Annotated in this window: 23 protein-coding genes and 1 pseudogene; 10 read left to right on the forward strand and 14 right to left on the reverse strand. The window is 61.6% G+C overall.

The window, feature by feature from the left end; genetic code table 11:
* Positions 1-257: 257 nt before the first annotated feature.
* Positions 258-830 carry a histidine phosphatase family protein gene (locus tag NPS56_RS23735; protein ID WP_274076889.1) on the forward strand — a complete coding sequence of 191 codons (573 nt, stop codon included), beginning with the start codon at positions 258-260 and terminating at the stop codon, positions 828-830.
* Positions 830-1585: a precorrin-6A synthase (deacetylating) gene (gene cobF / locus NPS56_RS23740; RefSeq protein WP_274076890.1), complete on the forward strand. Its 756-nt coding sequence runs from the start codon at positions 830-832 to the stop codon at positions 1583-1585. The genes NPS56_RS23735 and cobF overlap by 1 nt, the downstream gene beginning before the upstream one ends.
* Here the strand turns inward: cobF and ftrA are convergent.
* Positions 1568-2548: a transcriptional regulator FtrA gene (gene ftrA, locus NPS56_RS23745; RefSeq protein WP_274076891.1), complete on the reverse strand. Its 981-nt coding sequence runs from the start codon at positions 2546-2548 to the stop codon at positions 1568-1570. The genes cobF and ftrA overlap by 18 nt on opposite strands.
* Before the next feature lie 101 nt (positions 2549-2649).
* On the opposite strand from ftrA, the gene NPS56_RS23750 reads away from it, so the two are divergent.
* The 3 genes from NPS56_RS23750 (at position 2650) to NPS56_RS23760 (ending at position 5512) form a co-directional block, all read left to right on the forward strand.
* Positions 2650-3069, forward strand: coding sequence for a rhodanese-like domain-containing protein (locus tag NPS56_RS23750; RefSeq protein WP_274076892.1), 420 nt, complete (start codon positions 2650-2652; stop codon positions 3067-3069).
* Positions 3070-3430: 361 nt separating this feature from the next.
* Positions 3431-4210, forward strand: coding sequence for an ABC transporter substrate-binding protein (locus tag NPS56_RS23755; protein WP_274076893.1), 780 nt, complete (start codon positions 3431-3433; stop codon positions 4208-4210).
* Positions 4211-4399: 189 nt separating this feature from the next.
* Positions 4400-5512, forward strand: coding sequence for a M14 family metallopeptidase (locus NPS56_RS23760; RefSeq protein WP_274076894.1), 1113 nt, complete (start codon positions 4400-4402; stop codon positions 5510-5512).
* Between the two features lie 12 nt (positions 5513-5524).
* On the opposite strand, the gene NPS56_RS23765 is transcribed toward NPS56_RS23760, so the two are convergent.
* Together NPS56_RS23765 and NPS56_RS23770 are read right to left on the reverse strand one after the other, a co-directional pair.
* Positions 5525-6142, reverse strand: coding sequence for a hypothetical protein (locus tag NPS56_RS23765; RefSeq protein ID WP_274076895.1), 618 nt, complete (start codon positions 6140-6142; stop codon positions 5525-5527).
* Positions 6139-6453, reverse strand: a complete 315-nt coding sequence (locus NPS56_RS23770) for a hypothetical protein (RefSeq protein ID WP_274076896.1) — start codon at positions 6451-6453, stop codon at positions 6139-6141. Before NPS56_RS23770 ends, NPS56_RS23765 begins: the two co-directional genes overlap by 4 nt.
* 205 nt (positions 6454-6658) lie before the next feature.
* Here NPS56_RS23770 and NPS56_RS23775 point away from each other — a divergent pair, with 205 nt between their 5' ends.
* Positions 6659-7375, forward strand: a complete 717-nt coding sequence (locus tag NPS56_RS23775) for an alpha/beta hydrolase (protein ID WP_274076897.1) — start codon at positions 6659-6661, stop codon at positions 7373-7375.
* Between the two features lie 3 nt (positions 7376-7378).
* Here NPS56_RS23775 and NPS56_RS23780 read toward each other — a convergent pair whose 3' ends face one another.
* The 7 genes and pseudogenes from NPS56_RS23780 to NPS56_RS23810 form a co-directional block, all read right to left on the reverse strand.
* Positions 7379-7951: a hypothetical protein gene (locus tag NPS56_RS23780; RefSeq protein WP_274076898.1), complete on the reverse strand. Its 573-nt coding sequence runs from the start codon at positions 7949-7951 to the stop codon at positions 7379-7381.
* 100 nt (positions 7952-8051) lie between these two features.
* Positions 8052-8320 (reverse strand): annotated as a pseudogene (locus NPS56_RS23785) (type II toxin-antitoxin system RelE/ParE family toxin).
* Positions 8310-8486 (reverse strand): hypothetical protein, encoded by a 177-nt coding sequence (locus NPS56_RS23790; protein ID WP_406592310.1) that lies wholly within the window; start codon positions 8484-8486, stop codon positions 8310-8312. The pseudogene NPS56_RS23785 and the gene NPS56_RS23790 overlap by 11 nt, the downstream one beginning before the upstream one ends.
* A gap of 73 nt (positions 8487-8559) precedes the next feature.
* Positions 8560-9348, reverse strand: a complete 789-nt coding sequence (locus tag NPS56_RS23795; RefSeq protein ID WP_274076899.1) for a hypothetical protein — start codon at positions 9346-9348, stop codon at positions 8560-8562.
* A 336-nt stretch (positions 9349-9684) separates the two neighbouring features.
* A complete protein-coding gene (locus NPS56_RS23800; RefSeq protein WP_274076900.1) occupies positions 9685-10866 on the reverse strand; it encodes an acetyl-CoA C-acetyltransferase in 1182 nt (393 codons plus the stop codon).
* An 11-nt stretch (positions 10867-10877) separates the two neighbouring features.
* On the reverse strand, positions 10878-11543 hold the full coding sequence (locus NPS56_RS23805; protein WP_027925229.1) for a CoA transferase subunit B: 666 nt from the start codon (positions 11541-11543) through the stop codon (positions 10878-10880).
* A 36-nt stretch (positions 11544-11579) separates the two neighbouring features.
* On the reverse strand, positions 11580-12278 hold the full coding sequence (locus NPS56_RS23810; RefSeq protein WP_274076901.1) for a CoA transferase subunit A: 699 nt from the start codon (positions 12276-12278) through the stop codon (positions 11580-11582).
* Between the two features lie 175 nt (positions 12279-12453).
* On the opposite strand from NPS56_RS23810, the gene NPS56_RS23815 reads away from it, so the two are divergent.
* Entirely contained in the window at positions 12454-13356 is a 903-nt protein-coding gene (locus NPS56_RS23815; RefSeq protein ID WP_274076902.1) for a LysR family transcriptional regulator, read from the forward strand.
* A gap of 120 nt (positions 13357-13476) precedes the next feature.
* On the opposite strand, the gene NPS56_RS23820 is transcribed toward NPS56_RS23815, so the two are convergent.
* Together NPS56_RS23820 and NPS56_RS23825 are read right to left on the reverse strand one after the other, a co-directional pair.
* Positions 13477-14319, reverse strand: coding sequence for an NAD-dependent protein deacetylase (locus NPS56_RS23820; protein WP_274076945.1), 843 nt, complete (start codon positions 14317-14319; stop codon positions 13477-13479).
* 130 nt (positions 14320-14449) lie between these two features.
* A complete protein-coding gene (locus NPS56_RS23825; RefSeq protein WP_274076903.1) occupies positions 14450-15496 on the reverse strand; it encodes a class I SAM-dependent methyltransferase in 1047 nt (348 codons plus the stop codon).
* 416 nt (positions 15497-15912) lie between these two features.
* On the opposite strand from NPS56_RS23825, the gene NPS56_RS23830 reads away from it, so the two are divergent.
* From NPS56_RS23830 to NPS56_RS23840, 3 genes are all read left to right on the forward strand, one after another.
* A complete protein-coding gene (locus NPS56_RS23830; RefSeq protein WP_274076904.1) occupies positions 15913-17247 on the forward strand; it encodes an acetamidase/formamidase family protein in 1335 nt (444 codons plus the stop codon).
* A 143-nt stretch (positions 17248-17390) separates the two neighbouring features.
* Positions 17391-18230, forward strand: coding sequence for a DUF692 domain-containing protein (locus NPS56_RS23835; RefSeq protein WP_274076905.1), 840 nt, complete (start codon positions 17391-17393; stop codon positions 18228-18230).
* The gene (locus tag NPS56_RS23840; RefSeq protein WP_274076906.1) at positions 18223-18972 is read left to right on the forward strand and encodes a DNA-binding domain-containing protein; all 750 of its coding nucleotides are present in this window, start codon (positions 18223-18225) and stop codon (positions 18970-18972) included. The genes NPS56_RS23835 and NPS56_RS23840 overlap by 8 nt, the downstream gene beginning before the upstream one ends.
* Before the next feature lie 44 nt (positions 18973-19016).
* Here NPS56_RS23840 and NPS56_RS23845 read toward each other — a convergent pair whose 3' ends face one another.
* Positions 19017-20327 carry an ATP-binding protein gene (locus NPS56_RS23845; protein ID WP_274076907.1) on the reverse strand — a complete coding sequence of 437 codons (1311 nt, stop codon included), beginning with the start codon at positions 20325-20327 and terminating at the stop codon, positions 19017-19019.
* Positions 20324-21064: a response regulator gene (locus NPS56_RS23850; protein WP_274076908.1), complete on the reverse strand. Its 741-nt coding sequence runs from the start codon at positions 21062-21064 to the stop codon at positions 20324-20326. Before NPS56_RS23850 ends, NPS56_RS23845 begins: the two co-directional genes overlap by 4 nt.
* Positions 21065-21270: the final 206 nt, after the last annotated feature.

Here is a 21270-nt window from a genome sequence, read left to right on the forward strand (position 1 = left end):
GTTGAAAACAGTATTTGTATAGAGCGCACTACATGTCTAGTTAATTTTGACGGGACTTTTCCAAGGTCGAACAGGCGGGAAATAGCTGTCAGCGGCGGATGAAGGGGATGTTGAAGAATCGTGTAGGGCGTCGCCCTTGAAGCGTGTTCGAATCGTTGAAATGACAACCCCTGACGAACTTTCTTACGGCACAATTGGGCAATGACTTACGGCCAGGTGCCGATTTTCCTTTCTATCCAACAGAGTGATTTTTTTTCGTGCAGGCGACCCGATTGACCCTGATCTGCCACGCTCGAACCCTTGCACAGAAACAGGCACGCTTTCCCGTGGACGAACCCCTGGAGATGGATTGGCAAGCGGCGCGGGGTTCCCGAGGGGCACGCTTCAAGGAGGCCTCGCGCTTGTTGTGCGGGCCGGAGTTGCGCACCCGACAGACTGCCGAGCTGTTCGGCAAACCAGTGGAAGTCGTCGCAGACCTGCGCGATTGTGACTTCGGCGATTGGCGCGGTAAACGCATCAACGACCTGCAGAAAAACCAGGCCGAATCACTAAAGGACTGGCTCGCCGACCCGCGCTCAGCGCCCCACGGCGGCGAGTCGGTGGTGCAAGTCGGCGAGCGCGTCGCCGCCTGGTTGAAAACCCTGGAAGCGTTGCCCGGCTATGTGCTTGCCGTGACCCATCCATTCATCCTGCGTGCCGCGTTGATGCATGTGCTGCAGGGGGCGGCCTTCAACCTGATCGATGTCGAGCCGCTGTCGACGATAGATCTGCAGTTTCATGGTTGCTGGCGGCTGCGGCTGCCGTGCAGCGATAACGAGGGCATGTCCTGATGAAAACACTATTGGTCATCGGCATCGGTGCCGGCAACCCCGACTACATCACCCTGCAGGCCGTGAAGGCGCTGAATCGGGTCGATGTGTTTTTCATCATGGACAAGGGCCAGGACAAGGACAAGTTGATCGACCTGCGCCGCGAGCTATGCGAGCGCCACATCAACGATCCGCACTACCGCTTTGTCGAGGCACGGAGCCCGGAGCGCGAGCGTGGCGAGGTGGACTACAAGACCAGCGTCGATGAGTTGAACCTGGCCAAGCAGCGGACCTTCGAGCGCCTGATCAATGAGGAGCTGGCGGATGACCAGTGCGGCGGTTTCCTGGTGTGGGGCGACCCGGCGCTGTACGACAGCACCATTCGTATCCTGCAGGCGATCCTGGCTTCAGGCACCTGTACTTTCGAGTTCGAGGTGATCCCCGGCATCACCAGCGTCCAGGCCCTGGCCGCGCAGCACAAGGTGCCCCTCAATCAGATCGGCCGTTCGGTCGAGATCACCACCGGCCGGCGCTTGGCAGCGGGGCAGGTGAGCGATGCCCACAGCCTGGTGGTGATGCTCGATGCCCAGGATGCCTACCAGCATGTGGCGGATCAGCAGACGCAGATCTACTGGGGGGCCTATCTGGGGACGCCGGATGAAATCCTCATCAGCGGCAAGCTCGGGGAGGTGGCGCAGCAGATCGAGCGGGTACGCAAGGCGGCCCGGCAGGCCAATGGCTGGATCATGGACACTTATCTATTGCGCAAGCCCTGAAGCACGGGTGCGCCCAAACCGTTCCCGGTACACCGACGGCGGCACGCCGACCACGTTGCGAAAGGCCACGCGGAAGCTTTCCACCGACCGATAACCGCAGTGATGGGCGATCTGCTCGGTGTGCTGGTCGGTGCTTTCCAGCAATTCCCGGGCGCGGCCCAGACGTTCATGTTGCAACCAGGTCTTGGGCGACTGGCCGCTGGCTTCGGTGAAACGGCGCAGGAAGGTGCGCTCGCTCATGGCGGCTTCGCTGGCCAGGTCGCGAACCTCCAGCGGTTCGTGCAAACGCTCCCGTGCCCACTGCATGACGCGGGAAAGATCACTGCGCGGAGTCGCACTGACCGGCGTCGGAATGAACTGCGCCTGGCCCCCGGTGCGTTGCGGTGACATCACCAGGCGCCGCGCCACCGAGTTGGCGACCTGGGTGCCGAAGTCCCGCGCCACCAGATGCAGGCAGGCGTCGATGCCGGCTGCGCTGCCGGCCGAGGTGATCAATTGACCCGAATCGACATAGAGCACGTCCGGGTCCACCAGGATGTTCGGGAAGCGTTCGGCCAGTTCCGTTGTGTAGCGCCAGTGCGTGGTGGCGCCGCGACCGTCGAGCAAACCGGTGGCGGCCAGCACGAACACCCCCGAGCAGATCGACAGCAACCGCGCGCCCCGGGCATGGGCCTGGCGCAGGGCGGTCAGCAGCTCCTCGGGTACTGCAGCCTGGCGATCGCGCCAGCCGGGAATGATGATGGTCCGCGCCTCTTGCAGCAGTTCCAGGCCGCCATCGGCCAGTACCTGGATGCCACCCATGGCGCGCATCGGGCCTTGATCGACGGCCGCGATCTGATGGCTGTACCAAGGGAAGTCGAACTCCGGCCGGGCCAGGCCAAAGATCTCCACGGCGATGCCGAATTCGAAGGTACACAGGCCATCGTAGGCGAGGATCGCGACCAGTCCTGGAGAAAAATGCATTTGGCGGAAAGTTCCCGGTGAGTGTCTTGTGCGCCACTTTAGCCGTTGATGGTGGGCAGATAAAGTCTGTTCACACCCACCGACATCCCGGAGCCTTGCCCATGACCAGCCTCGTTCGCGAAATTCCCGCCGCCCCTTCGGCCATTGCCTTGATGCATTTCAGCAACCGCCTGACATTCGAAACCGATTGTTCCGATGTTTACGCCAGCCAACAGGCGGGGGAAGTCGATTTCATTCTGGTGGATGTGCGGGGGCCGTTGGCCTTTGATCGGGGGCATGTGCCGGGTGCGATCAACATTCCGGGGCGACTGCTCACCGCTGAAGGCTTGCGCGGTTACCCGAAAACCAGTCTGTTTGTGGTCTATTGCGCAGGTCCCCACTGTAATGGCGCGAACAAGGCGGCGGTGAAGCTGGCGGCGCTGGGTTACCCGGTGAAGGAAATGATTGGCGGTGTGACCGGGTGGCTGGATGAAGGGTTCGAGTTGAGTGCGGCGAATGCCGCTATTGGCTGCGCCTGCTGACCCCCCTGTAAACGCTGGCCTGTCGGGTCGGCGCATCGCAGCGTTGGCGGCGAAACGGCCACCATCGCATCGCCAGCAAGCCGGCTCCTACAGATTCGCGTAATGCCACAGATTCAACATAAGCCCACAAATCCTGTAGGCGCCGGCTTGCTGGCGATGAGGCCCGAAAGACCAACGCAATGTTCAAGTCCGCCTTCGCCGGCATGTCTGCCGCTTGCCGGCCACTTTCTATAACTATTTGTCGCCTCGAAATAATTTACCCTGTGATAGCCGCTCTAGACTGCCGGCCACTTCGGTCCCCCCGGCCACAAGCCAACGACCGAAAGCTGCCAATAAAAGTCTCCGCACACAGGAGTTATAAATGAAGAAGCTAGTGATGTTCGGTGCCCTGGCACTGTCGATGTTGTCCCTGACCGCCTTGGCCGCGGATGCCAAGCCGATCCGCATCGGTATCGAAGCCGGTTACCCGCCATTCTCGATGAAAACCGCTGACGGCAAGCTCACCGGCTTCGACGTGGACATTGGCGACGCCCTGTGCGAGCAGATGCAGGTCAAGTGCACCTGGGTCGAGCAAGAGTTCGACGGCCTGATTCCGGCACTGAAGGTCAAGAAGATCGACGCCATCCTGTCGTCCATGACCATCACCGACGATCGCAAGAAGAACGTTGATTTCACCATCAAGTACTACCACACCCCGGCACGTTTCGTGATGAAGGAAGGTTCCGACGTCAAGGACCCGTTGACCGAACTCAAGGGCAAGAAAGTCGGTGTACTGCGCGCCAGCACCCATGACCGTTTTGCCACCGAAGTGCTGCAACCGGCGGGGATTGTCCTGGTGCGCTACGGCTCCCAGCAGGAAGCCAATCTGGACATGGTGTCCGGTCGCGTTGACGCGCTGCTGGCCGACTCGGTCAACCTGGACGACGGTTTCCTCAAGACCGACGCCGGTAAGGGTTTCGCGTTCGTGGGGCCTGAATACAACGATCCGAAATACTTCGGCGGTGGTGCCGGGATTGCCGTGCGCAAGGGCGATACCGCCCTGGCCGAGCAATTCAACAAAGCCATTACCGAAATCCGCGCCAACGGCAAGTACAAGCAGGTGCAGGACAAGTACTTCAAGTTTGACGTCTACGGCGAGTAATCGAGCCGTTCAAAAAAGTGGCCCCGTTGACGCGGTGGCCATTTTTTTTCGCTCATGATTTATCCTGCAATCACATTCCCCCCCTGTAGGAGCTGCCGCAGGCTGCGATCTTTTGATCTTGCTTTTAAAAAATCAAAATCAAAAGATCGCAGCCTGCGGCAGCTCCTACAGAGAAATCGGAGTTCTGCCATGCAACGCATCGACCATTTGCTGCCCTGGAGCCACCTGGGAACCGAGCGCACCCTCAGCGTATTCCGTTATGGCGCGGGCACTCGCAAGGTCTACATCCAGGCCAGCCTGCACGCCGACGAGCTGCCGGGCATGCGCACCGCCTGGGAGCTCAAGCAGCGCCTGGCTGAACTCGAAAGCCAGGGCCAATTGCAAGGCGTGATCGAACTGGTGCCAGTGGCCAACCCCATCGGTCTCGACCAGCACCTGCAGGGCAGCCACATGGGCCGCTTCGAACTGGGCAGCGGCAAGAACTTCAACCGCGCGTTCGTCGAACTGAGCGCTCCGGTCGCGCAGCGGGTGGGTGATCGTCTGGGCAGCGATGCCGAGGCCAACATCGCCCTGATTCGCCAGGCCATGGGCCAGGTGCTCGACGACCTGCCGGCCCCGGCGTCGCAGCTGGAAGCGATGCATCGCCTGTTGCTGCGTCACGCCTGCGACGCCGACATCACCCTCGACCTGCATTGCGACTTCGACGCGGCGATTCACCTCTACGCCTTGCCGCAGCACTGGCCGCAGTGGCAATCGCTGGCGGCGCGCTTGAAAGCCGGGGTGGCGTTGCTGTGCGAAGATTCCGGTGGCAGTTCCTTTGACGAGTCCTGCTCTTCGCCATGGTTACGCCTTGCCCGGGCTTTCCCCGAAGCCGCCATTCCACCGGCCAACCTGGCGACCACACTTGAGCTTGGCAGCATGGGCGACACCCGGGTCGATCAGGCCCGGGCCAATTGCGAGGCGATCCTGGGCTTTCTCGCCGAACAGGGTTTCATCAAGGGCACCTGGCCGGCGGCACCGAGTGAGTGCTGCGAGGGCATGCCGTTCGAAGGCACCCAATACCTGTTCGCACCGCATCACGGCGTTATCAGCTTCCTTCGCGATGCCGGTGAATGGGTGGAGCAGGGCGATGCGCTGTTCGAAGTGGTCGACCCGTTGAACGACAAGCTCACCACCGTACGCGCGGGCACCAGTGGCGTGCTGTTCGCGCTTGATCGCGGGCGCTACACGCAACCGGGCACCTGGCAGGCGAAGGTGGCCGGGCGCGAGCCGATTCGGGTTGGGAAGTTGATTAACGATTGAGGAGGGGGAGGGTCATTGCACCCCCCGTGATCGGTGGATGCCTAATGTGATGAGGTAGCGCTCCTCTGTGGGGCGCTTGTCGTACTTGAAGCGATTGACCACCAGCATCAGTTGGTACTTGTCACCTGCTCGCCAGTAAGCCGTCCCGCCTTTTTTTGCATCGCGCAATTGGGCCCGCCATTGCGGGGTGTCGGCGAACGAAGGGAAGTCATTGACCCGGATGGGTACCCAGCCAGCGTTGCGCCATTGCTCCTGCAGATCCAGTACGACCTTGAGGGTGTCGTCGAGCAATAGTGGTTCGATTTGTGGGGACATGCGGACACCGTCGATCCGTTCATTACGTCCAAAACCCACTGTGAAGAAGCGGGCCAGTGGAGTCACAAAACCATACTCAGGATCTGCAAAACGCAGTCGGGCATCAGACTTGGGAACATTGAACCAGGAGTGCCCTGGTATCACGGGATCGATTCTTGCGCTGGAGCGCTGGCGCATGGCTTCGTACGGCTCGCCAATTACCAGCGAAATTTCCGGTTCATCCGATAGCGCCTCAATCGCTGTCCACGTAAGGAAGGCAGCGACCGCCAGTGCCAACACGCCGCGTCGCCGCCCGATGCGATGCATCAGCCTCATCGCACGCCTCCACCCCAGGCGATATCCCGAATGGATCGCTCAATCTGCTCGCGCGGGTCGCCCTGCAGCAGATTATCAAACTGCTGCGCCGCCCTGAGCACGAAGGGCATGCGTTGGTTGATATCGGCCAGGTTGGCAACGGGGTTGTTGCCAAAACCAATAGTGCGTCCGTCATCGACGGAGCCATCGAACTGACCATCATGGTCAATTCCGAATTTTAGTGTTTCCTCTCCGATCGGCCACAGCACCGGATGCTGACCACTCCCATAAATATTCTTTCTTGAAGCCAGGCAATCCTTCAGCGCCTCCAACCCCCGTTCCCTGTAGAACACATGCAGCGGATACACATCCGCATGGCAAAATGCCGCGCTCAGGGTTCTATGCGAGGGCGTCAGGCGTAAATAAGACCTTTCCTTGTCTGCTGTAGGCTGATTCCGTAATCGGGCCGGTGGTGGGAGTCGCTGGGACGAAGGTGTTAGGCTCTATCCGAATCCTGCGCACGGTGAAGGAAGGTTTATGCTGAAGTTTCTCGCTCTGTTCACGTTGCTGGCATCCGCCACTGTCCACGCTCAATCCCCCCTGCAAACCGATCTGCCGCTCAAGTACCTGGAGCAGGCCAACGCCGATTCCCGCGAGCAGCCGCTGGTGATTTTTCTCCACGGCTACGGCAGTAACGAGCAGGATCTGTTCGGCATCAAGGATGAGTTACCCAGCGCGTACAACTACCTGTCTGTGCGGGCGCCGATGGTGATGCAAGAGGGGAGTTACCAGTGGTTTCGCAAAAAAGGCGAGGGTGCCTACAACGGCGAAACCGATGACCTGAAGTCCAGCGGCCAGTTGTTGCTGGATTTCGTCGTACAGGCGACGAAGAAATATCACACACAACCGGAGAAGGTGTTCCTGGTGGGTTTCAGCCAGGGGGCGATCATGTCCTACGAAGTCGCCCTGCGCCATCCCGAGGCGGTGGGCGGGATAGCCGCGTTGAGCGGGCGGATTCTGCCGGTGCTCAAGTCTGAGTTGAAACCGGATGAAAAACGCCAGTCGCTGGCGATTTTCATCGGCCATGGCACGGCGGACCAGCGTCTTCCCTTCAGCGATGGCACCGAGGCCAACAGCCTGTTGCAGAGCGTGTCACTGGAACCCGAGTTCCACGCTTACCAGGGTGTCGGCCACAGCATCAGTGCCGAAGAATTGCAGGATTTGAGCGCCTGGTTGCAGCGTCGTAACCCCTGAGGCTCATTTGCCGCTGACTATCTGCTTGATCAGGGTTTCGTGGGCAGCCATGTCGCCGGGGCGGGAAATGACCTGAATCACCGTCATGTGGTTGCCCGAAGCCGCCATCAACGTGGTGTTGAGGGTCATGCCACCGCCCTGGGTGGCGGTGCTGTCGACCTGGCGCACGCCCAGGCCTGTTTTCTTCAGGGTCAGGCTTTTTTCGCTGAGCTTGTTGTAGTCCGCCAGGGCCTTGTGTTGCGCCGCGTCGAAGTCGGCCGCCGTGCCGTCGAGGAACTCGCCGTCGTTGTCCTTGACCTTGACCCCTTCGGGCAGGTTGTTCTGCGCGGCGATCACCACGGTCTTGGTGGTTTCGTTGGAATACATGGTGCCGCTCGCACCGGTGGGGCTGGCGGGCAACGGGTTGGCCACGAAACCCTTGGGCAGGGTGAAGGTGAACTTGCCGTCGAGCATCGAGACTTTCTGGCCCTGCACCGTCTCCTTTGCAGGGGCCTTGGCCGCCTGCACATTCAAAGCCCCCAGGCTGGCAGCCGCCGCCAGCAACAGGACAACGGCTTTTTTACTCAACAGTGACATCAAAATCTCCAGGGATGGTCGCGCGGTGGGGCGTGATCATCCCATGGGGGCTGCGAGATGTTCCAGCATGGGCTAACGGACGGTCGTTGATGCTTCGGAATCAGGGGTATTCCTGCCGGGCATGTAACACACTCAGGATCTGGATTTGATCCGTCACTTGATAGACCACCAGGTAATTGGGATGCACAACAATTTCTCGTGTACCGGGAAGTCGGCCACATCGATAGAGGTAGGGATATTCAGGGAGGGCTGATGTAACCGTTTCTATAGCCTGATGGAGCTCCAGAGCCGCTACGAGGTTATGGTCGCCAAGATAATTCAGGATTTTCGATAGATCGGACCGTCCTCCGGATGCCACTCAACCCGCATCGCGCTGGTTGCGCTTTGACTGCAGGAGGGCGCGCATTTCGGCCATCACTTGATCATGCGGGATGTTTGGGCGCGGATCATCCAGGGCTGCCTGTACCTTGGCTCGGAACCAGCGGTTGTCTGGATGAAGTACATCCCTTCCAATGGCGCCGGGTGTTGACTTCATCGATAAATCGTAACAACTTGACGTCTGACGGCCAACCGGAAAAACATGTAGGAAATAGGCTCGATTTCTTGCGCTACTCGTTCGAAATAGTTGAACGTGTTGCCTGGGGCGCGGGTTTTGCCAGCAACCGCCGGGTGACGCCGAGCATGGCCACCGAGACGGCGACGCCAACGCCGAAGCCCATCAGGCCCAGGCTGGGCACGGTCAGGGTCACGACCAGGCAAAAGGCCGAAAATGAATACATCCCGGTGGCCGTCGCCCGCAGCAACGCCGCGGTAAACGCCGGGCCCCGGGTTTGCTGGGAGAACACCGCCATCACGCTACCAAGCACCGGGAACACGGCGAGCAGGCCGCTCCAGCGATCGCCGACGGTGCTGGCGAGCCAAGTGACGGCGAGGGTCAGCAAGGCGCCGGCGACCATACGCAGCAGCAGTTTGTCGGACTTTGGCGCCGGGCCGGAAACGATCGGCTGCACAGCCGGGAACAGGTACGGCGCGGCCAGCAGTGCGATGGCGGCGGCGATCACCGAGATCGGCAGCGACGGCGGGAGCAAGGACAGGATCACGGCGAGCAGGGCCCAGACCAGCAACGAGATCGTCAGTGCCAGTGGCCATTTTGCCCGTTGCGCGACCTGGGCATAGGTCACGCAGAAGGCAATCATGGCGAACATCGCCGACAGCGCGGCCATGGCCGATTGGGCGGCGAATGCCTGGCCCTGTTCGATGGCGAGGAAAAACAGAATCGGCCCGACCACCACCGGCAACCCCGACAACCATCCCGCCACGCTTGGCCCCCAGCGTTTGCCGGCCAGGGAAATCAGCAGCAGAAAGCCTGGAATCACCAGCAGTTTAAGCATCAACACGCGCACTTCTCCGTCCTGTGAGTGGCAGCAACGGTAGCATTTTGCGGGATGATTTGCTCTATAGATGGGCGGGTTTTGTATACAAAACCCGGCATTCGATGCGAGGCGCCAATGAGGGCGACATATACCTTGTAGGAGCGAGCTTGCTCGCGAAGGTCGTCAACGATTACGTGGAAGTTCTGACACCCCGCAGCGTTTTCAGATTTTTTCGCGAGCAAGCTCGCTCCTACAGGGACCAAAAAAAAGAACCCGGTACGACGTGAGTCGTACCGGGTGTTTTGCCAGGCGGTCGTGGATCTTCGTGGGTCCCCGCGCCGTCTGTTAAACGCTGTTGGCTTAAGCGCGTTCGAGCGCCAATGCCACGCCCTGACCACCACCGATGCACAGGGTGGCGAGGCCTTTTTTGGCGTCGCGCTTGATCATTTCATGCAGCAGGGTCACCAGCACGCGGCAGCCCGAGGCACCGATCGGGTGGCCGAGGGCGATAGCGCCGCCGTTGACGTTGACCTTGTCCAGGTCCCATTCCAGGTCCTTGGCCACGGCCAGCGATTGTGCGGCGAAAGCTTCGTTGGCTTCGATCAGGTCAAGCTGGTCGATGGACCAGCCGGCCTTGTCCAGGCAGCGGCGAGTAGCCGACACCGGGCCGATGCCCATGATCGCCGGGTCGACACCGGCGTTGGCGTAGGCAGCGATTTTTGCCAGTACCGGCAGGCCCAGGGCCTTGGCTTTTTCGGCGCTCATCAGGATCACGGCGGCGGCGCCATCGTTCAGCGACGAAGCGTTACCCGCGGTCACCGAACCGTCCTTCTTGAAGGCCGGCTTGAGCTTGCCCAGGGATTCGGCGGTGGTGCCGGCCCGTGGCTGCTCGTCGGTGGCGAAGGACAGTGGATCGCCCTTGCGCTGGGGGATCAGGATCGGCGTGATTTCATCAACAAAGCGTCCACCTTCGATGGCCGCCACGGCTTTCTGCTGCGAGGCGGCGGCGAAAGCGTCCTGTTGCTCACGGGTCAGGTTGTACTTCTCGACCAGATTCTCGGCGGTGATGCCCATGTGGTAATCGTTGAATGCGTCCCACAGGCCGTCGCTGATCATGGTGTCGACGATTTGTGCGTTACCCATGCGCAGGCCGGTGCGGGCACCCGGCAAGACATAGTTGGCCAGGCTCATGTTTTCCTGGCCGCCGGCGATGATCACTTCGGCGTCGCCGCAACGGATCGCCTGGGCGCCCAAGTGCAGGGCCTTGAGGCCCGAACCGCAGACCTTGTTCAGGGTCATGGCCGGCACGGCGAACGGCAGGCCGGCCTTGATCGACGCCTGGCGCGCAGGGTTTTGCCCGGCGCCGGCGGTCAGCACCTGGCCCATGATCACTTCATCGACTTCGGCCGGGTCCAGGCCGGTTTGCGCCAGCAACTGACGGATCACCGCCGCGCCCAGGTCAACGGCGGAGACGTTTGCCAGGGAACCCTGGAAACTGCCGATCGCGGTGCGCGTGGCGGCAACAATGACGACTTCTTGCATGGAATGATTCCTCACTGGTCGGCGAACTGCATTTCTGGAACGTGGTCCGGCACGATCAGTTTACCAGCGGTTTTGGCGACGATTTCCTCGACGCTGACACCCGGTGCACGCTCTTTCAAAATGAACGCACCGTTTTCGATTTCCAGGTAAGCCAGGTCGGTCAGTACGCGCTTGATGCAACCGGCACCGGTCAGCGGCAGGCTGCAGTGGTCCAGCAGCTTGGACTCACCGTCCTTGGAGGCGTGGGTCATGATGACGATGATGTTGTCTGCGCCAGCCACCAGGTCCATGGCGCCGCCCATGCCCTTGACCAGTTTGCCGGGGATCATCCACGAGGCGATGTTGCCTTGCACGTCGACTTCAAAGGCGCCCAGCACGGTGAGGTCGACATGGCCACCGCGGATCATCGCGAAGGACTCGGCCGAGGAAAAGATCGACGCGCCGGTACGAGCGGTCACGGTCTGTTTGCCGGCGTTGATCATGTCGGCATCGATGGTTTCTTCGGTCGGGAACGGACCCATGCCCAGCAGGCCGTTTTCCGACTGCAGCATGACTTCCATGCCTTCGGGAATGTAGTTGGCGACCAGGGTCGGAATGCCGATGCCCAGGTTCACGTAGAAGCCGTCCTGCATTTCGCGGGCGACGCGTTGAGCCATTTGTTCGCGGGAAAGTGCCATTGTTGTTATTCCTTCATTCGGTCCGGGGGCAGGGGATCACTTGCGTACGGTGCGCTGTTCGATGCGCTTCTCGAACGTGCCGCAGATGATCCGGTCGACGTAGATGCCAGGGGTGTGGATCTGCGCCGGGTCCAGCTCGCCGGGTTCGACGATTTCTTCGACTTCGACCACGGTGATCTTGCCGGCGGTGGCGGCCAGCGGGTTGAAGTTCTGGGCGGTGTGGCGATAGATCACGTTACCGAAATGGTCGGCTTTCCAGCCTTTGACGATGGCGAAGTCGCCGGTGATGGATTCTTCCATCAGGTACTTGCGGCCATGGAATTCGCGCACTTCCTTGCCATCGGCAACCGGGGTGCCAACGCCGGTGGCGGTGAAGAAGGCCGGGATGCCGGCGCCGCCTGCGCGCATTTTTTCGGCGAGGGTGCCTTGCGGAGTCAGCACGACTTCGATTTCGCCCTTGAGCAGTTGCTCTTCGAACAGCTTGTTTTCGCCGACGTAGGAGGCCACCACTTTGCTGATCTGGCGGTCGGTCAGCAGAACGCCGAGGCCGAAACCGTCGACGCCGCAGTTGTTGGAAACCACGGTGAGGTCGCGGGTGCCCTTGCGCTTGATCTCGTTGATCAGGTTTTCCGGGATACCGCACAGGCCGAAGCCGCCAGCGATCACGGTCATGCCGTCTTCAAGACCGGCCAGGGCTTCCTCGTAGGAACTCACGCGCTTGTCGAAACCTGCCATATGCACCTCTTTTATTCTTTGTGGGCGGCTGGCTAGCCGAATGGGATTGAGTGTCGCCGCACGAGATTCATTTGTTAAGTTGTTTTTTTGGCTTGATTGATTGATAAAGCTCATTAAACCGCTGCTTCAATCTTGCCGCTTGAAGCTTGCAGCTTACAACTGGAGCAAAGCGACCATGACCATCAAGCAGATCCGCGCCTTCCTGGCCGTGGCCCAGAGCCTGAGTTTCGCGGTGGCCTGCGAGCGCCTGCACCTGTCGCAATCGGCCCTGAGCCTGACCATCAAGGCCCTGGAAGAAAGCCTGGGCGGGCGCCTGTTCACTCGCAACACACGTAATGTGGCGTTGACCGCCGAAGGCGAAGCCCTGGTGCCGCTGGCGCGCCGCCTGATCGCCGATTGGGACAATGCCGAGGATGATCTGCGCCAGCGTTTCACCCTGCAGCGCGGGCGCGTGACCCTGGCGGCCATGCCATCGTTCGCCGGCAACCTGCTGCCGCCGATCCTCAAGACCTTCCGCGCGCGGTATCCAAAAGTCAACGTCACGGTCAACGACGTGATCAACGAGCAAGTGCTGGAAATGGTCCGTGACCGCCAGGTGGAACTGGGCGTGGCGTTCGAGCCGACCCAGAGCTCGTCGCTGCAATTCACGCCGTTGTACATCGATCGCTTCGTGGCGGTGGTGCCCGCTGATTCGCCGTTGGTCGAACTGGAGGTAGTCGACTGGCCGACCTTGCTCAAGGAACCGTTCATCACCTTGCAGCGACCGTCGACGGTGCGAGTGATGCTGGAGGAACACTTGCAGGCCCGGGGCATGAAGTTGCCGGTGGAGTTCGAAAGCCATCAACTGGCGACGGTGGGGCGGATGGTTGCCAGCGGGCTGGGCGTAAGCGCCGTTCCGGCACTGTGCGCCGGGCAGATGCGTGAACTGGGGGCGCGCTGCATCACCTTGCGTGATCCGGTGGTGGAGCGGGCGCTTGGGGTACTGACGTTGCCGGGCGGGGAGTTGTCGGCGGCGGCGCAGGCGTTGTTTGATGTGCTCAAAGAAGAAAACCTCGGCGAGCGAGTTTTCATGAGCTGATCTCAAGTCCCCCCTGTGGGAGCCAGCCTGCTGGCGATGGCGGTGTATCAGGCGCGGGAGATGTTGAATGTGTCGGCCTCATCGCCAGCAGGCTGGCTCCCACAGAGGGATTGGGTTGTGTCAGGTGTTCAGGCGCTGTGCCAATAATGGCAATAGCTGTTCGCAGGACATTTCTATCTTCAAATCCAGGATTTCATCCGCCCGGGTCTTGCCCAGGTTGATCGCCAGCAGCGGCTTGCCCTGATCCACCACCGCCCGGCACAGGCGAAACGCCGAGTACGCCATCAACGACGAGCCGACCACCAGCAACCCGGCCGCCTTTTCCACCGTGGCCATCGCTTTCGCCGCGGTGGCTTGTGCGACGTTCTCACCAAAGAACACCACGTCCGGTTTCATCCTCTCACCCGCGCAATGCGGGCAACGCGGGACCTGGAAGCGTGCTTCGAAGGCTGCATCCAGCAGGGTATCGCCGTCCGGGGCCTGCACCGCGTCGACGCCGGCCAAATATGGGTTTTGCGTTTCCATCAATTGCTGGATCGAATCGCGCTCACTGCGTTTTCCGCAGTCCAGGCACAGCACCCGGTGCAGGCTGCCATGCAGTTCGATCACGTCATGACTGCCGGCCTGGTCGTGCAGGGTATCGACGTTCTGGGTGATCAAGCCGCTGATCCACCGGGTGCTCTGCAAGCGGGCGAGGGTGTCGTGGGCCACGTTCGGTTGTGCCTGACGCACCCGCGGCCAGCCCAGCATCGCTCGCGCCCAGTAACGCCGCCGGGATTCGGGCGCCGAGAGAAATTCCTGGTACATCATCGGCTGGCGGCCGCGCCGCACGCCCTGGTTGTCGCGATAGTCGGGAATGCCCGACGGCGTGCTGATGCCGGCGCCGGTCAGGACCGCGAACGGCTCGTCGGCCATCAGGTGCTGGAGGCGATCGAGTTGTTCGTGGATCTGGTGGTCGAGCATCTTCAACACTCCGGGGGCCACGGACGAACGCATGTAGGAGCTGCCGCAGGCTGCGATCTTTTGATCTTGCTTTTTAACATCAAAATCAAAAGATCGCAGCCTGCGGCAGCTCCTACAGGGTGCGGGCGGGTTACTTGCGTGCTTCAAGGATCAGGTTGAACGGCGTTTCCGTGGCCCGGCGGAAACTCGAGAACCCGGCCTCGCTGAACACCTTGCGCAATCGCGCCTCGCCTGCCTGGGCGCCGAGGCCGAGGCCGACTTCCTGGGACAGCGAGTTGGGCGTGCAGATGAAGGTCGAGGCGGCGTAGAACAGCCGGCCGACCGGGGTGATGTTGTCGTCCAGCGAGTCGTTGGCGAAAGGTTCCACCAGCAATACCGTGCCGTCCGGCTTCAACGACTCGTAGGCGTGTTTGGCCGCGCCCACCGGGTCGCCCATGTCGTGCAGGCAGTCGAAATAGCAGACCAGGTCATAGTCGTCGCCGGGGTAGTTCTTGGCCGTGCCCTGGAAGAACTGCGCGCGGCTGGACACGCCACCTTCTTCGGCGCGCTGGGTGGCGACCGTGACGGACGGCGCGTGGTAGTCGAAGCCGACGAACCGCGAGTTCGGGTACGCCTGGGCCATGATCACCGTCGACGCGCCATGGCCGCAGCCGATGTCGGCGACCTTGGCGCCTTCCTCCAGCTTGGCCACCACGCCGTCCAGGGCCGGCAACCATTCGGCGATCAGGTGCGCCTTGTAGCCGGGCCGGAAGAAGCGTTCGGTGCCGCTGAACATGCACGGATGGTGATCGCCCCACGCCAGGGCGCCGTCGCCGCGCATGGCCTTGACCAGTTTGTCCTTGTCATGGAAAAACGATGCAACCACACCGATGCCACCGGCGATGTAGACCGGAGAGTCTTCGATGGCCAGCGCCAGGGCTTGCTCTTCGGGCAGGCGGAACTGGCCGTCGCGGTGTTCCATGTAGCCGGAGGCGGCGTGGGCGCTCAGCCATTCGCGCACCAGGCGGGGGTTGCAGCCGGTCTTGTCGGCGAGCGCTTGGGGGCTGATCGGCTGGCTGTCGGCCATGGCCCGGTACAGGCCGAGTTCTTCGCCGAGGATGACGTTGGCCAGCATCGCCGCGCCGCCCATGTCGCCCACCAGTTTGCCCATGAAATCGTTGAGTCTGGCCTCGTCCATCACGTGTGCTCCTTTGCAAGGATCACGGTCCGGAGGCTTTGTCTGTCCGGGCGGTGGTCGTGGGAATGAACAGGACGCTGAGCAGCTCCTGTGTGCATTAAGTTTAGTTTGCATACCGTGCAGAGTGGCCTGGAGCGACGAAAGTCCCCTGACCGATACCGACCCCCTGTGGGAGCGGGCTTGCTCGCGATAGCGGTGTGTCAGTCTACAAATAGGCTGGATCTGCCGGCCTCTTCGCTGGCAAGCCAGCTCCTACAGGGGTATTGGTCAGCAGTGCCTGTGTGTGTATCCCACTGTATCTAACTGGCCCCTCGATACAGTCCCGCTCTATTGCTGGTTATTGCCGAACACAGACCAGATACAAACCTGCGCTGAACTGTGAGGACTATTCGCGCCTGACACCGTAGAGGATCACCATGACAACGCTTGTGCCTCAACCCACTCTCAACGCCACGCCGGTCAATCGCCTGCGGGTCGATCGCTACACCAACGGCATCATCGGCCCGAGCCAGCCGATGCTCGGCCCGCTGGCCGACGGCGGCACGCTGATCACCGGGACGCCGCCAGGTTGCTGGGGGCCGATGATCACGCCAGCTTTCGAGGGCGGCCATGAAGTGACGCAGCCGGTGGCCATCGCCGGGGCGCAGATCGGCGATGCCGTGGCGATCACCATCAAAAGCATGCGGGTCACGTCGCTGGCCACTTCGTCCGGGGTCATGAGCTTCGTCGAGGGGCGCTACAACGGCGATCCGTTCGTCGCCAAATTCTGCTCCAAGTGCGGCACCGAGCATCCGGCCAGCCATGTCGAAGGCATTGGCGAGGACGCGATCCGCTGTAACCACTGCGGCGCCGAGGTCAGCGCCTTTCGCTTCAGCCACGGCTATGTGATTGTGTTCGACGCGCAGAATCAGGTCAGCCTGACGGTCAACCAGGACATCGCCAATCAACTGGCCGGCAAGGCCTCCGAGATGTCGGCGCTGCCGGAGTTCGCCGCGCAGCATTCGATCCTGTCCCTGGCCCGCGCCGACATCCCCGGCGTCGCCGCGCACATGCGCCCGTTCCTCGGCAACATCGGCACCCTGCCGTCCCGGGATATTCCCGACTCGCACAACTGCGCCGACTTCGGCCAGTACCTGATCAACGCCCCGCACCGTTTCGGCATGAGCCGCGAGGAGTTGCACGCGGCCAAGACCGACGGCCACATGGACACCAATTCGATCCGCGAAGGCTGTGTGCTGATCTGCCCGGTGAAAGTGCCGGGGGCCGGGGTGTACATGGGTGACATGCATGCGCAGCAAGGCAACGGCGAGATCGCCGGCCACGCCACCGATTGCTCCGGGGAAACCGAGGTGGTGGTGCAAGTGGTGAAAAACCTGACGCTGGAAGGGCCGATCCTCCTGCAAAACCTCGATGACCTGCCACCGATGGCGCGGCCGATGAATGCCGGGCAGCGCGCGAAAGTCCGTGAGCTGGGCGAGCGTTGGGGGCAACACGAGATCGAACAGAGCGGCCCGATCACCTTCATCGGCAGCGGCGAGAACCTCAACCTGGCGGTGGAGAACGGCTTGACCCGCGCCGCCGCGGTCACCGGCCTGCCCTATGACGGAGTGCTCAATCGCGCCACCATCACCGGCTCCATCGACATCAGTCGCCTGCCCGGTACCGTGCGCGTGACCTTCCTGTGCCCGATGGACGTGCTCGACTCCATGGGCATCGGTGATCTGGTGCGCGAGAAATACGACCTGGCGTAAAGCCGGGCAGCGGGTCTGTATCAGAGTGTATACAGACCCACTGCCGATACACGCTTTGCGGTTTTCTGTCAGCACGCCACACAGACCCGATACATCCCTTCGATTAACTGTGATGACGTTCTGACAACCTTGGAATCGACATCATGCATACCTCCATCACATCAACCAGGGCCAGCGCCGGGCTCGGCCTGCGTCGCGGCTTGATCAAGGACCTGCTGGCCGCCCCGGCCGGCCATTTCGACTTTCTCGAAGTCGCACCGGAGAACTGGATCGGCATCGGCGGCGCCCACGGCGCGGCGCTGCGGACCCTGGCCGAGCGCTATCCGTTGTCCTGTCATGGCTTGTCCCTGTCCCTGGGCGGCCCCTCGCCACTGGACGTCGAATTCCTGCGGGAGGTGCGGGTCTTCCTCGATCACCACCAGGTGCCCCTGTACAGCGAGCACCTCAGTTACTGCAGCGATGACGGCCACCTGTATGACCTGTTGCCATTGCCCTTCACCGAAGAAGCAGTGCATCACGTCGCCGCGCGCATCCGCCAGGCCCAGGACATTCTCGGCCGTCGCCTGGCGGTGGAAAACGTCTCTTACTACGCCGCCCCGCAGCAGGACATGGACGAGGTGACGTTCACCAACGCCGTGCTGCGCGAAGCCGATTGCGACCTGTTGCTGGACGTCAACAACGTGTACGTCAACTCGATCAACCACGGGTTCGATCCGCGTACCTTCCTGGCCGGGATCGACGCGAACCGGGTGGTGGCCATGCACATCGCCGGGCACTTCGATGAGTCCGATACCCTGAAAATCGACACCCATGGCGCCTCGGTCAAACCCGCGGTTTGGTCGCTGCTGGCCGACGCCTACGGCCGATTCGGCGCGCAACCGACCTTGCTGGAAAGGGATTTCAACTTTCCGGCGTTTTCCGAGCTGGTTGTCGAGTTGCAGACCATTCGCCGCTTGCAAACCGAGGAGGTGAACCGTGGCTAAGCGCACGCTGCACGACCAGCAAAACAGCATGGGCCTGTACTTGCGCGATCCCGAGCGCTACGCGCCGCCGGCGGAAATGGACCCGGCGCGGGCCGAGGTATATCGCGACCTGGTGTTCGCCAACCTGTCGTCGTTGATCAGCGGCACCTTTCCGGTACTGGTGAAGATTCTCGGGGATGAGCACTGGCGGATATTGGTGCGAATCTTCCTTCGCGACTACCGCGCCCATACTCCGAAATTCGGTGAAATCGCCGAGGAGTTTCTCGAGTTTCTGGCTTCCGAGCCTGAGGCGTTGATCGATGGGCCCTGGCCGCCGTTCATGGTCGAGCTGGCGCATTACGAATGGGTGGAAATGGCCCTGCAACAATCCGAGGCCGAGCCTTTGTCCGGCGGCGATGCCGATGGCTTGCTGGATCGACCTTTACAGGTTTCGCCATTGGCCTGGCCCTTGGCGTATGCCTGGCCAGTGCAACTGGTCGGGCCGGATTATCAGCCTGATACACCGCCGGATCAGCCGACGCTGTTGCTGGTGCGCCGGGACCTGGATTTCAGCGTGAAGTTTTCCGAGTTGAGCCCGTTGGCGTTTCGTTTGTTGCAGCGCATCGAGGAATTTCCCGGGCAGACCGGACGTGCACATCTGCAGGGGTTGGCGGCGGAGGCGGGGATGACGGAGTCTGTGGAGTTTATTGAAAGCGGTCTGGGGTTGTTGCGGCAGATGCAGGAGGAGGGCGTCATTGCTTGAACGAACATGGATCGTTCCCACATGCGTGGGAACGATCAACAGTATCACCCGCGCAATTTCAGCTCCGCACACAACCCACCACCCTCACGATTGCTCAATGTCAACGATCCCCCGATCGCCAACGCCAGCTGCTGCGCAATCGCCAGTCCCAACCCGGTGCCACCCGTGCTGCGGTTACGCGAATTTTCCACGCGGTAGAACGGTTGCATGACCTGGCTCAGTTCCGCTTCGGCAATCCCCGGGCCGCGGTCCATGACCTTCACCGACACGCTGCCATCGGTTTGCTTTTCCACCAGCAGTTCCGCTGCTCCGGCGAACTTGAGGGCGTTGTCCGTCAGGTTCACCAGCACTCGCCGCAAGGCGTGGGGGCGGGTGTCGATGACGGTGGTGCTTTTGCCGCTCAGCTGCACTTGCTTGCCCATGTCCTGATAATCGAACACCAGGCTGTCGAGGAACGAGTCCAGGTCGGTGCGCCGGCTTTCTTCAGTGGCGCCATGGACGCTGCGGGCATACGCCACGCCTTCGCGCACCAGGTGTTCCATCTCGCCGAGGTCGTTCCACAGCTTGTCTTTCTCCACCGAGTCGTCCATGAATTCGGCGCGCAGTTTCATCCGCGTGATCGGCGTTTGCAGGTCATGGGAGATCGCCGCCAGCAGTTGCATGCGTTCCTTCAGGTAGGCGGCGATGCGCGCCTGCATGGCGTTGAAGGCCTTGGCGGCGTGGGCCACTTCGGTCGGACCTTTTTCGTCCAGCAGCACCGGGTGGGTGTTGGGGTCGAGGCTGTCCACGGCTTCGGCGAGGCGTGTCAGGGGGCGGATGGCGATTCGCACGGCCAGCCAGGTGCAGGCAATCATCAGCGCCAGTTGCCCGAGCAGCATGAAGGGCAGCCAGGGCGACAGCGGCACCATCGAAGGCCGCACGTCGATGGTCAGCGGGCTACCGTCCGCCAGTTTCAGGTGCACCTGGAAGTGTTTCACCGGCCCTGGAATGTCGGTGAAGGTCATCGGGTAGTCCTTGCCGATGGAATTCTTGATCGAGGTCATGGCAATCGGTGCTTCGGGCATGTCCGTGTCCATGGAGGTACCGGGCGAGCCTTCACTCAACAGATAGCGATAATTGCGCCGGTCCAGTTGTTGCAGCCAACTGGCGCGTTCTTCGGCCGGCAGGCGATCGAGGATGGCGATGGAGGTCGAGACGTCGGTTTCCAGGTTGCCGAGCATGGTGTTTTTCGAGATTTCATAGCGCTCGTAGTACTGCGCACCGAAGGACAGCGCCTGGGCGAGGATCAGGCCGACCAGGAAGATCAGCGACAGCCTTGACGCCAGGGTGCGGGGCCAGCGAAGCGTGCGGTTCATGCTGGCGCACCGACGATTTCCACCGGCAGGGAAAACACATAGCCCTCGCTGCGCACGGTCTTGATATAGGCCGGTTCGCGAGCATCGTCCAGCAGGCGCTGGCGCAGGCGACTGACCAGCAGGTCGATGGAGCGATCGAACAGGTCGGCGTCGCGGCCCTGGGTCAGGTTGAGCAACTGGTCGCGATTGAGCACCCGCTGCGGGTGATCGAGGAACACCCGCAGCAACCGGTACTCGGCGCCGCTGAGGGCGACCATGGTGCCGTCGCCATCGAGCAGGTGTCGGGCGGAAGTGTCCAGGCGCCAACGACCGAAGGCCAGCAGGCGGCTGGATTCGGTCACCACCAGGTTCGGTGGCAGCATGCGTGTGCGGCGCAGCACGGCGTTGATCCGGGCCAACAGTTCGCGGGCGGCGAAGGGCTTGACCAGGTAGTCGTCGGCACCCATTTCCAGGCCGATGATGCGGTCGGTTTCATCGTTGCGCGCGGTGAGCATCAATACCGGGGTGGCCTTGTGTTTGCCCGTGCGCAGCTCGCGGCAGAGCATCAGGCCATCGTCGCCGGGCATCATGATGTCCAACACGATCAGGTCCACCGGCGTGGATTCGAGGAAGCTGCGCATCTGCCGGCCATCGGCCACGACTGTGGTGCGCAGGCCGTTTTTCTTCAGGTAGTTGCCCACCAACTCTCGTATCTCGCGGTCATCGTCAACGATGAGAATGTGATAGACGTGCTCCATGGGATTTGCCTCTGTCAGTGGGGGATGTCGCACAGTCTATCGAGCCTTGGCCCGCTCGCCCGTCGCCCTTTGTATTGCAGTGTATCTGGCCTGTGGGCGGATACACACCGACGCAAAAACAGGCATTTCCCGGGGTTTTGTATCCCTCTGTATCCCGGCCCGGTCCAGATACTTTCCGATTTACCCGCGCCGGTTCCCGACACATG

The sequence above is a fragment of the Pseudomonas putida genome (assembly GCF_028682635.1).
Lineage (GTDB): Bacteria > Pseudomonadota > Gammaproteobacteria > Pseudomonadales > Pseudomonadaceae > Aquipseudomonas > Aquipseudomonas putida_AE.

Bases quoted from the DNA above. Each gene is read 5' to 3' on its own strand.
- NPS56_RS23750 (WP_274076892.1), top strand. From the start codon at position 2,650: ATGACCAGCCTCGTTCGCGAAATTCCCGCCGCCCCTTCGGCCATTGCC.
- NPS56_RS23760 (WP_274076894.1), top strand. From the start codon at position 4,400: ATGCAACGCATCGACCATTTGCTGCCCTGGAGCCACCTGGGAACCGAG.
- NPS56_RS23830 (WP_274076904.1), top strand. From the start codon at position 15,913: ATGACAACGCTTGTGCCTCAACCCACTCTCAACGCCACGCCGGTCAAT.
- NPS56_RS23805 (WP_027925229.1), bottom strand. From the start codon at position 11,543: ATGGCACTTTCCCGCGAACAAATGGCTCAACGCGTCGCCCGCGAAATG.
- NPS56_RS23820 (WP_274076945.1), bottom strand. From the start codon at position 14,319: ATGCTCGACCACCAGATCCACGAACAACTCGATCGCCTCCAGCACCTG.
- NPS56_RS23755 (WP_274076893.1), top strand. From the start codon at position 3,431: ATGAAGAAGCTAGTGATGTTCGGTGCCCTGGCACTGTCGATGTTGTCC.
- NPS56_RS23835 (WP_274076905.1), top strand. From the start codon at position 17,391: ATGCATACCTCCATCACATCAACCAGGGCCAGCGCCGGGCTCGGCCTG.
- NPS56_RS23825 (WP_274076903.1), bottom strand. From the start codon at position 15,496: ATGGACGAGGCCAGACTCAACGATTTCATGGGCAAACTGGTGGGCGAC.
- NPS56_RS23765 (WP_274076895.1), bottom strand. From the start codon at position 6,142: ATGAGGCTGATGCATCGCATCGGGCGGCGACGCGGCGTGTTGGCACTG.
- NPS56_RS23815 (WP_274076902.1), top strand. From the start codon at position 12,454: ATGACCATCAAGCAGATCCGCGCCTTCCTGGCCGTGGCCCAGAGCCTG.
- NPS56_RS23845 (WP_274076907.1), bottom strand. From the start codon at position 20,327: ATGAACCGCACGCTTCGCTGGCCCCGCACCCTGGCGTCAAGGCTGTCG.
- cobF (WP_274076890.1), top strand. From the start codon at position 830: ATGAAAACACTATTGGTCATCGGCATCGGTGCCGGCAACCCCGACTAC.
- NPS56_RS23775 (WP_274076897.1), top strand. From the start codon at position 6,659: ATGCTGAAGTTTCTCGCTCTGTTCACGTTGCTGGCATCCGCCACTGTC.
- NPS56_RS23850 (WP_274076908.1), bottom strand. From the start codon at position 21,064: ATGGAGCACGTCTATCACATTCTCATCGTTGACGATGACCGCGAGATA.
- NPS56_RS23790 (WP_406592310.1), bottom strand. From the start codon at position 8,486: ATGAAGTCAACACCCGGCGCCATTGGAAGGGATGTACTTCATCCAGAC.
- NPS56_RS23800 (WP_274076900.1), bottom strand. From the start codon at position 10,866: ATGCAAGAAGTCGTCATTGTTGCCGCCACGCGCACCGCGATCGGCAGT.
- NPS56_RS23780 (WP_274076898.1), bottom strand. From the start codon at position 7,951: ATGTCACTGTTGAGTAAAAAAGCCGTTGTCCTGTTGCTGGCGGCGGCT.
- ftrA (WP_274076891.1), bottom strand. From the start codon at position 2,548: ATGCATTTTTCTCCAGGACTGGTCGCGATCCTCGCCTACGATGGCCTG.
- NPS56_RS23810 (WP_274076901.1), bottom strand. From the start codon at position 12,278: ATGGCAGGTTTCGACAAGCGCGTGAGTTCCTACGAGGAAGCCCTGGCC.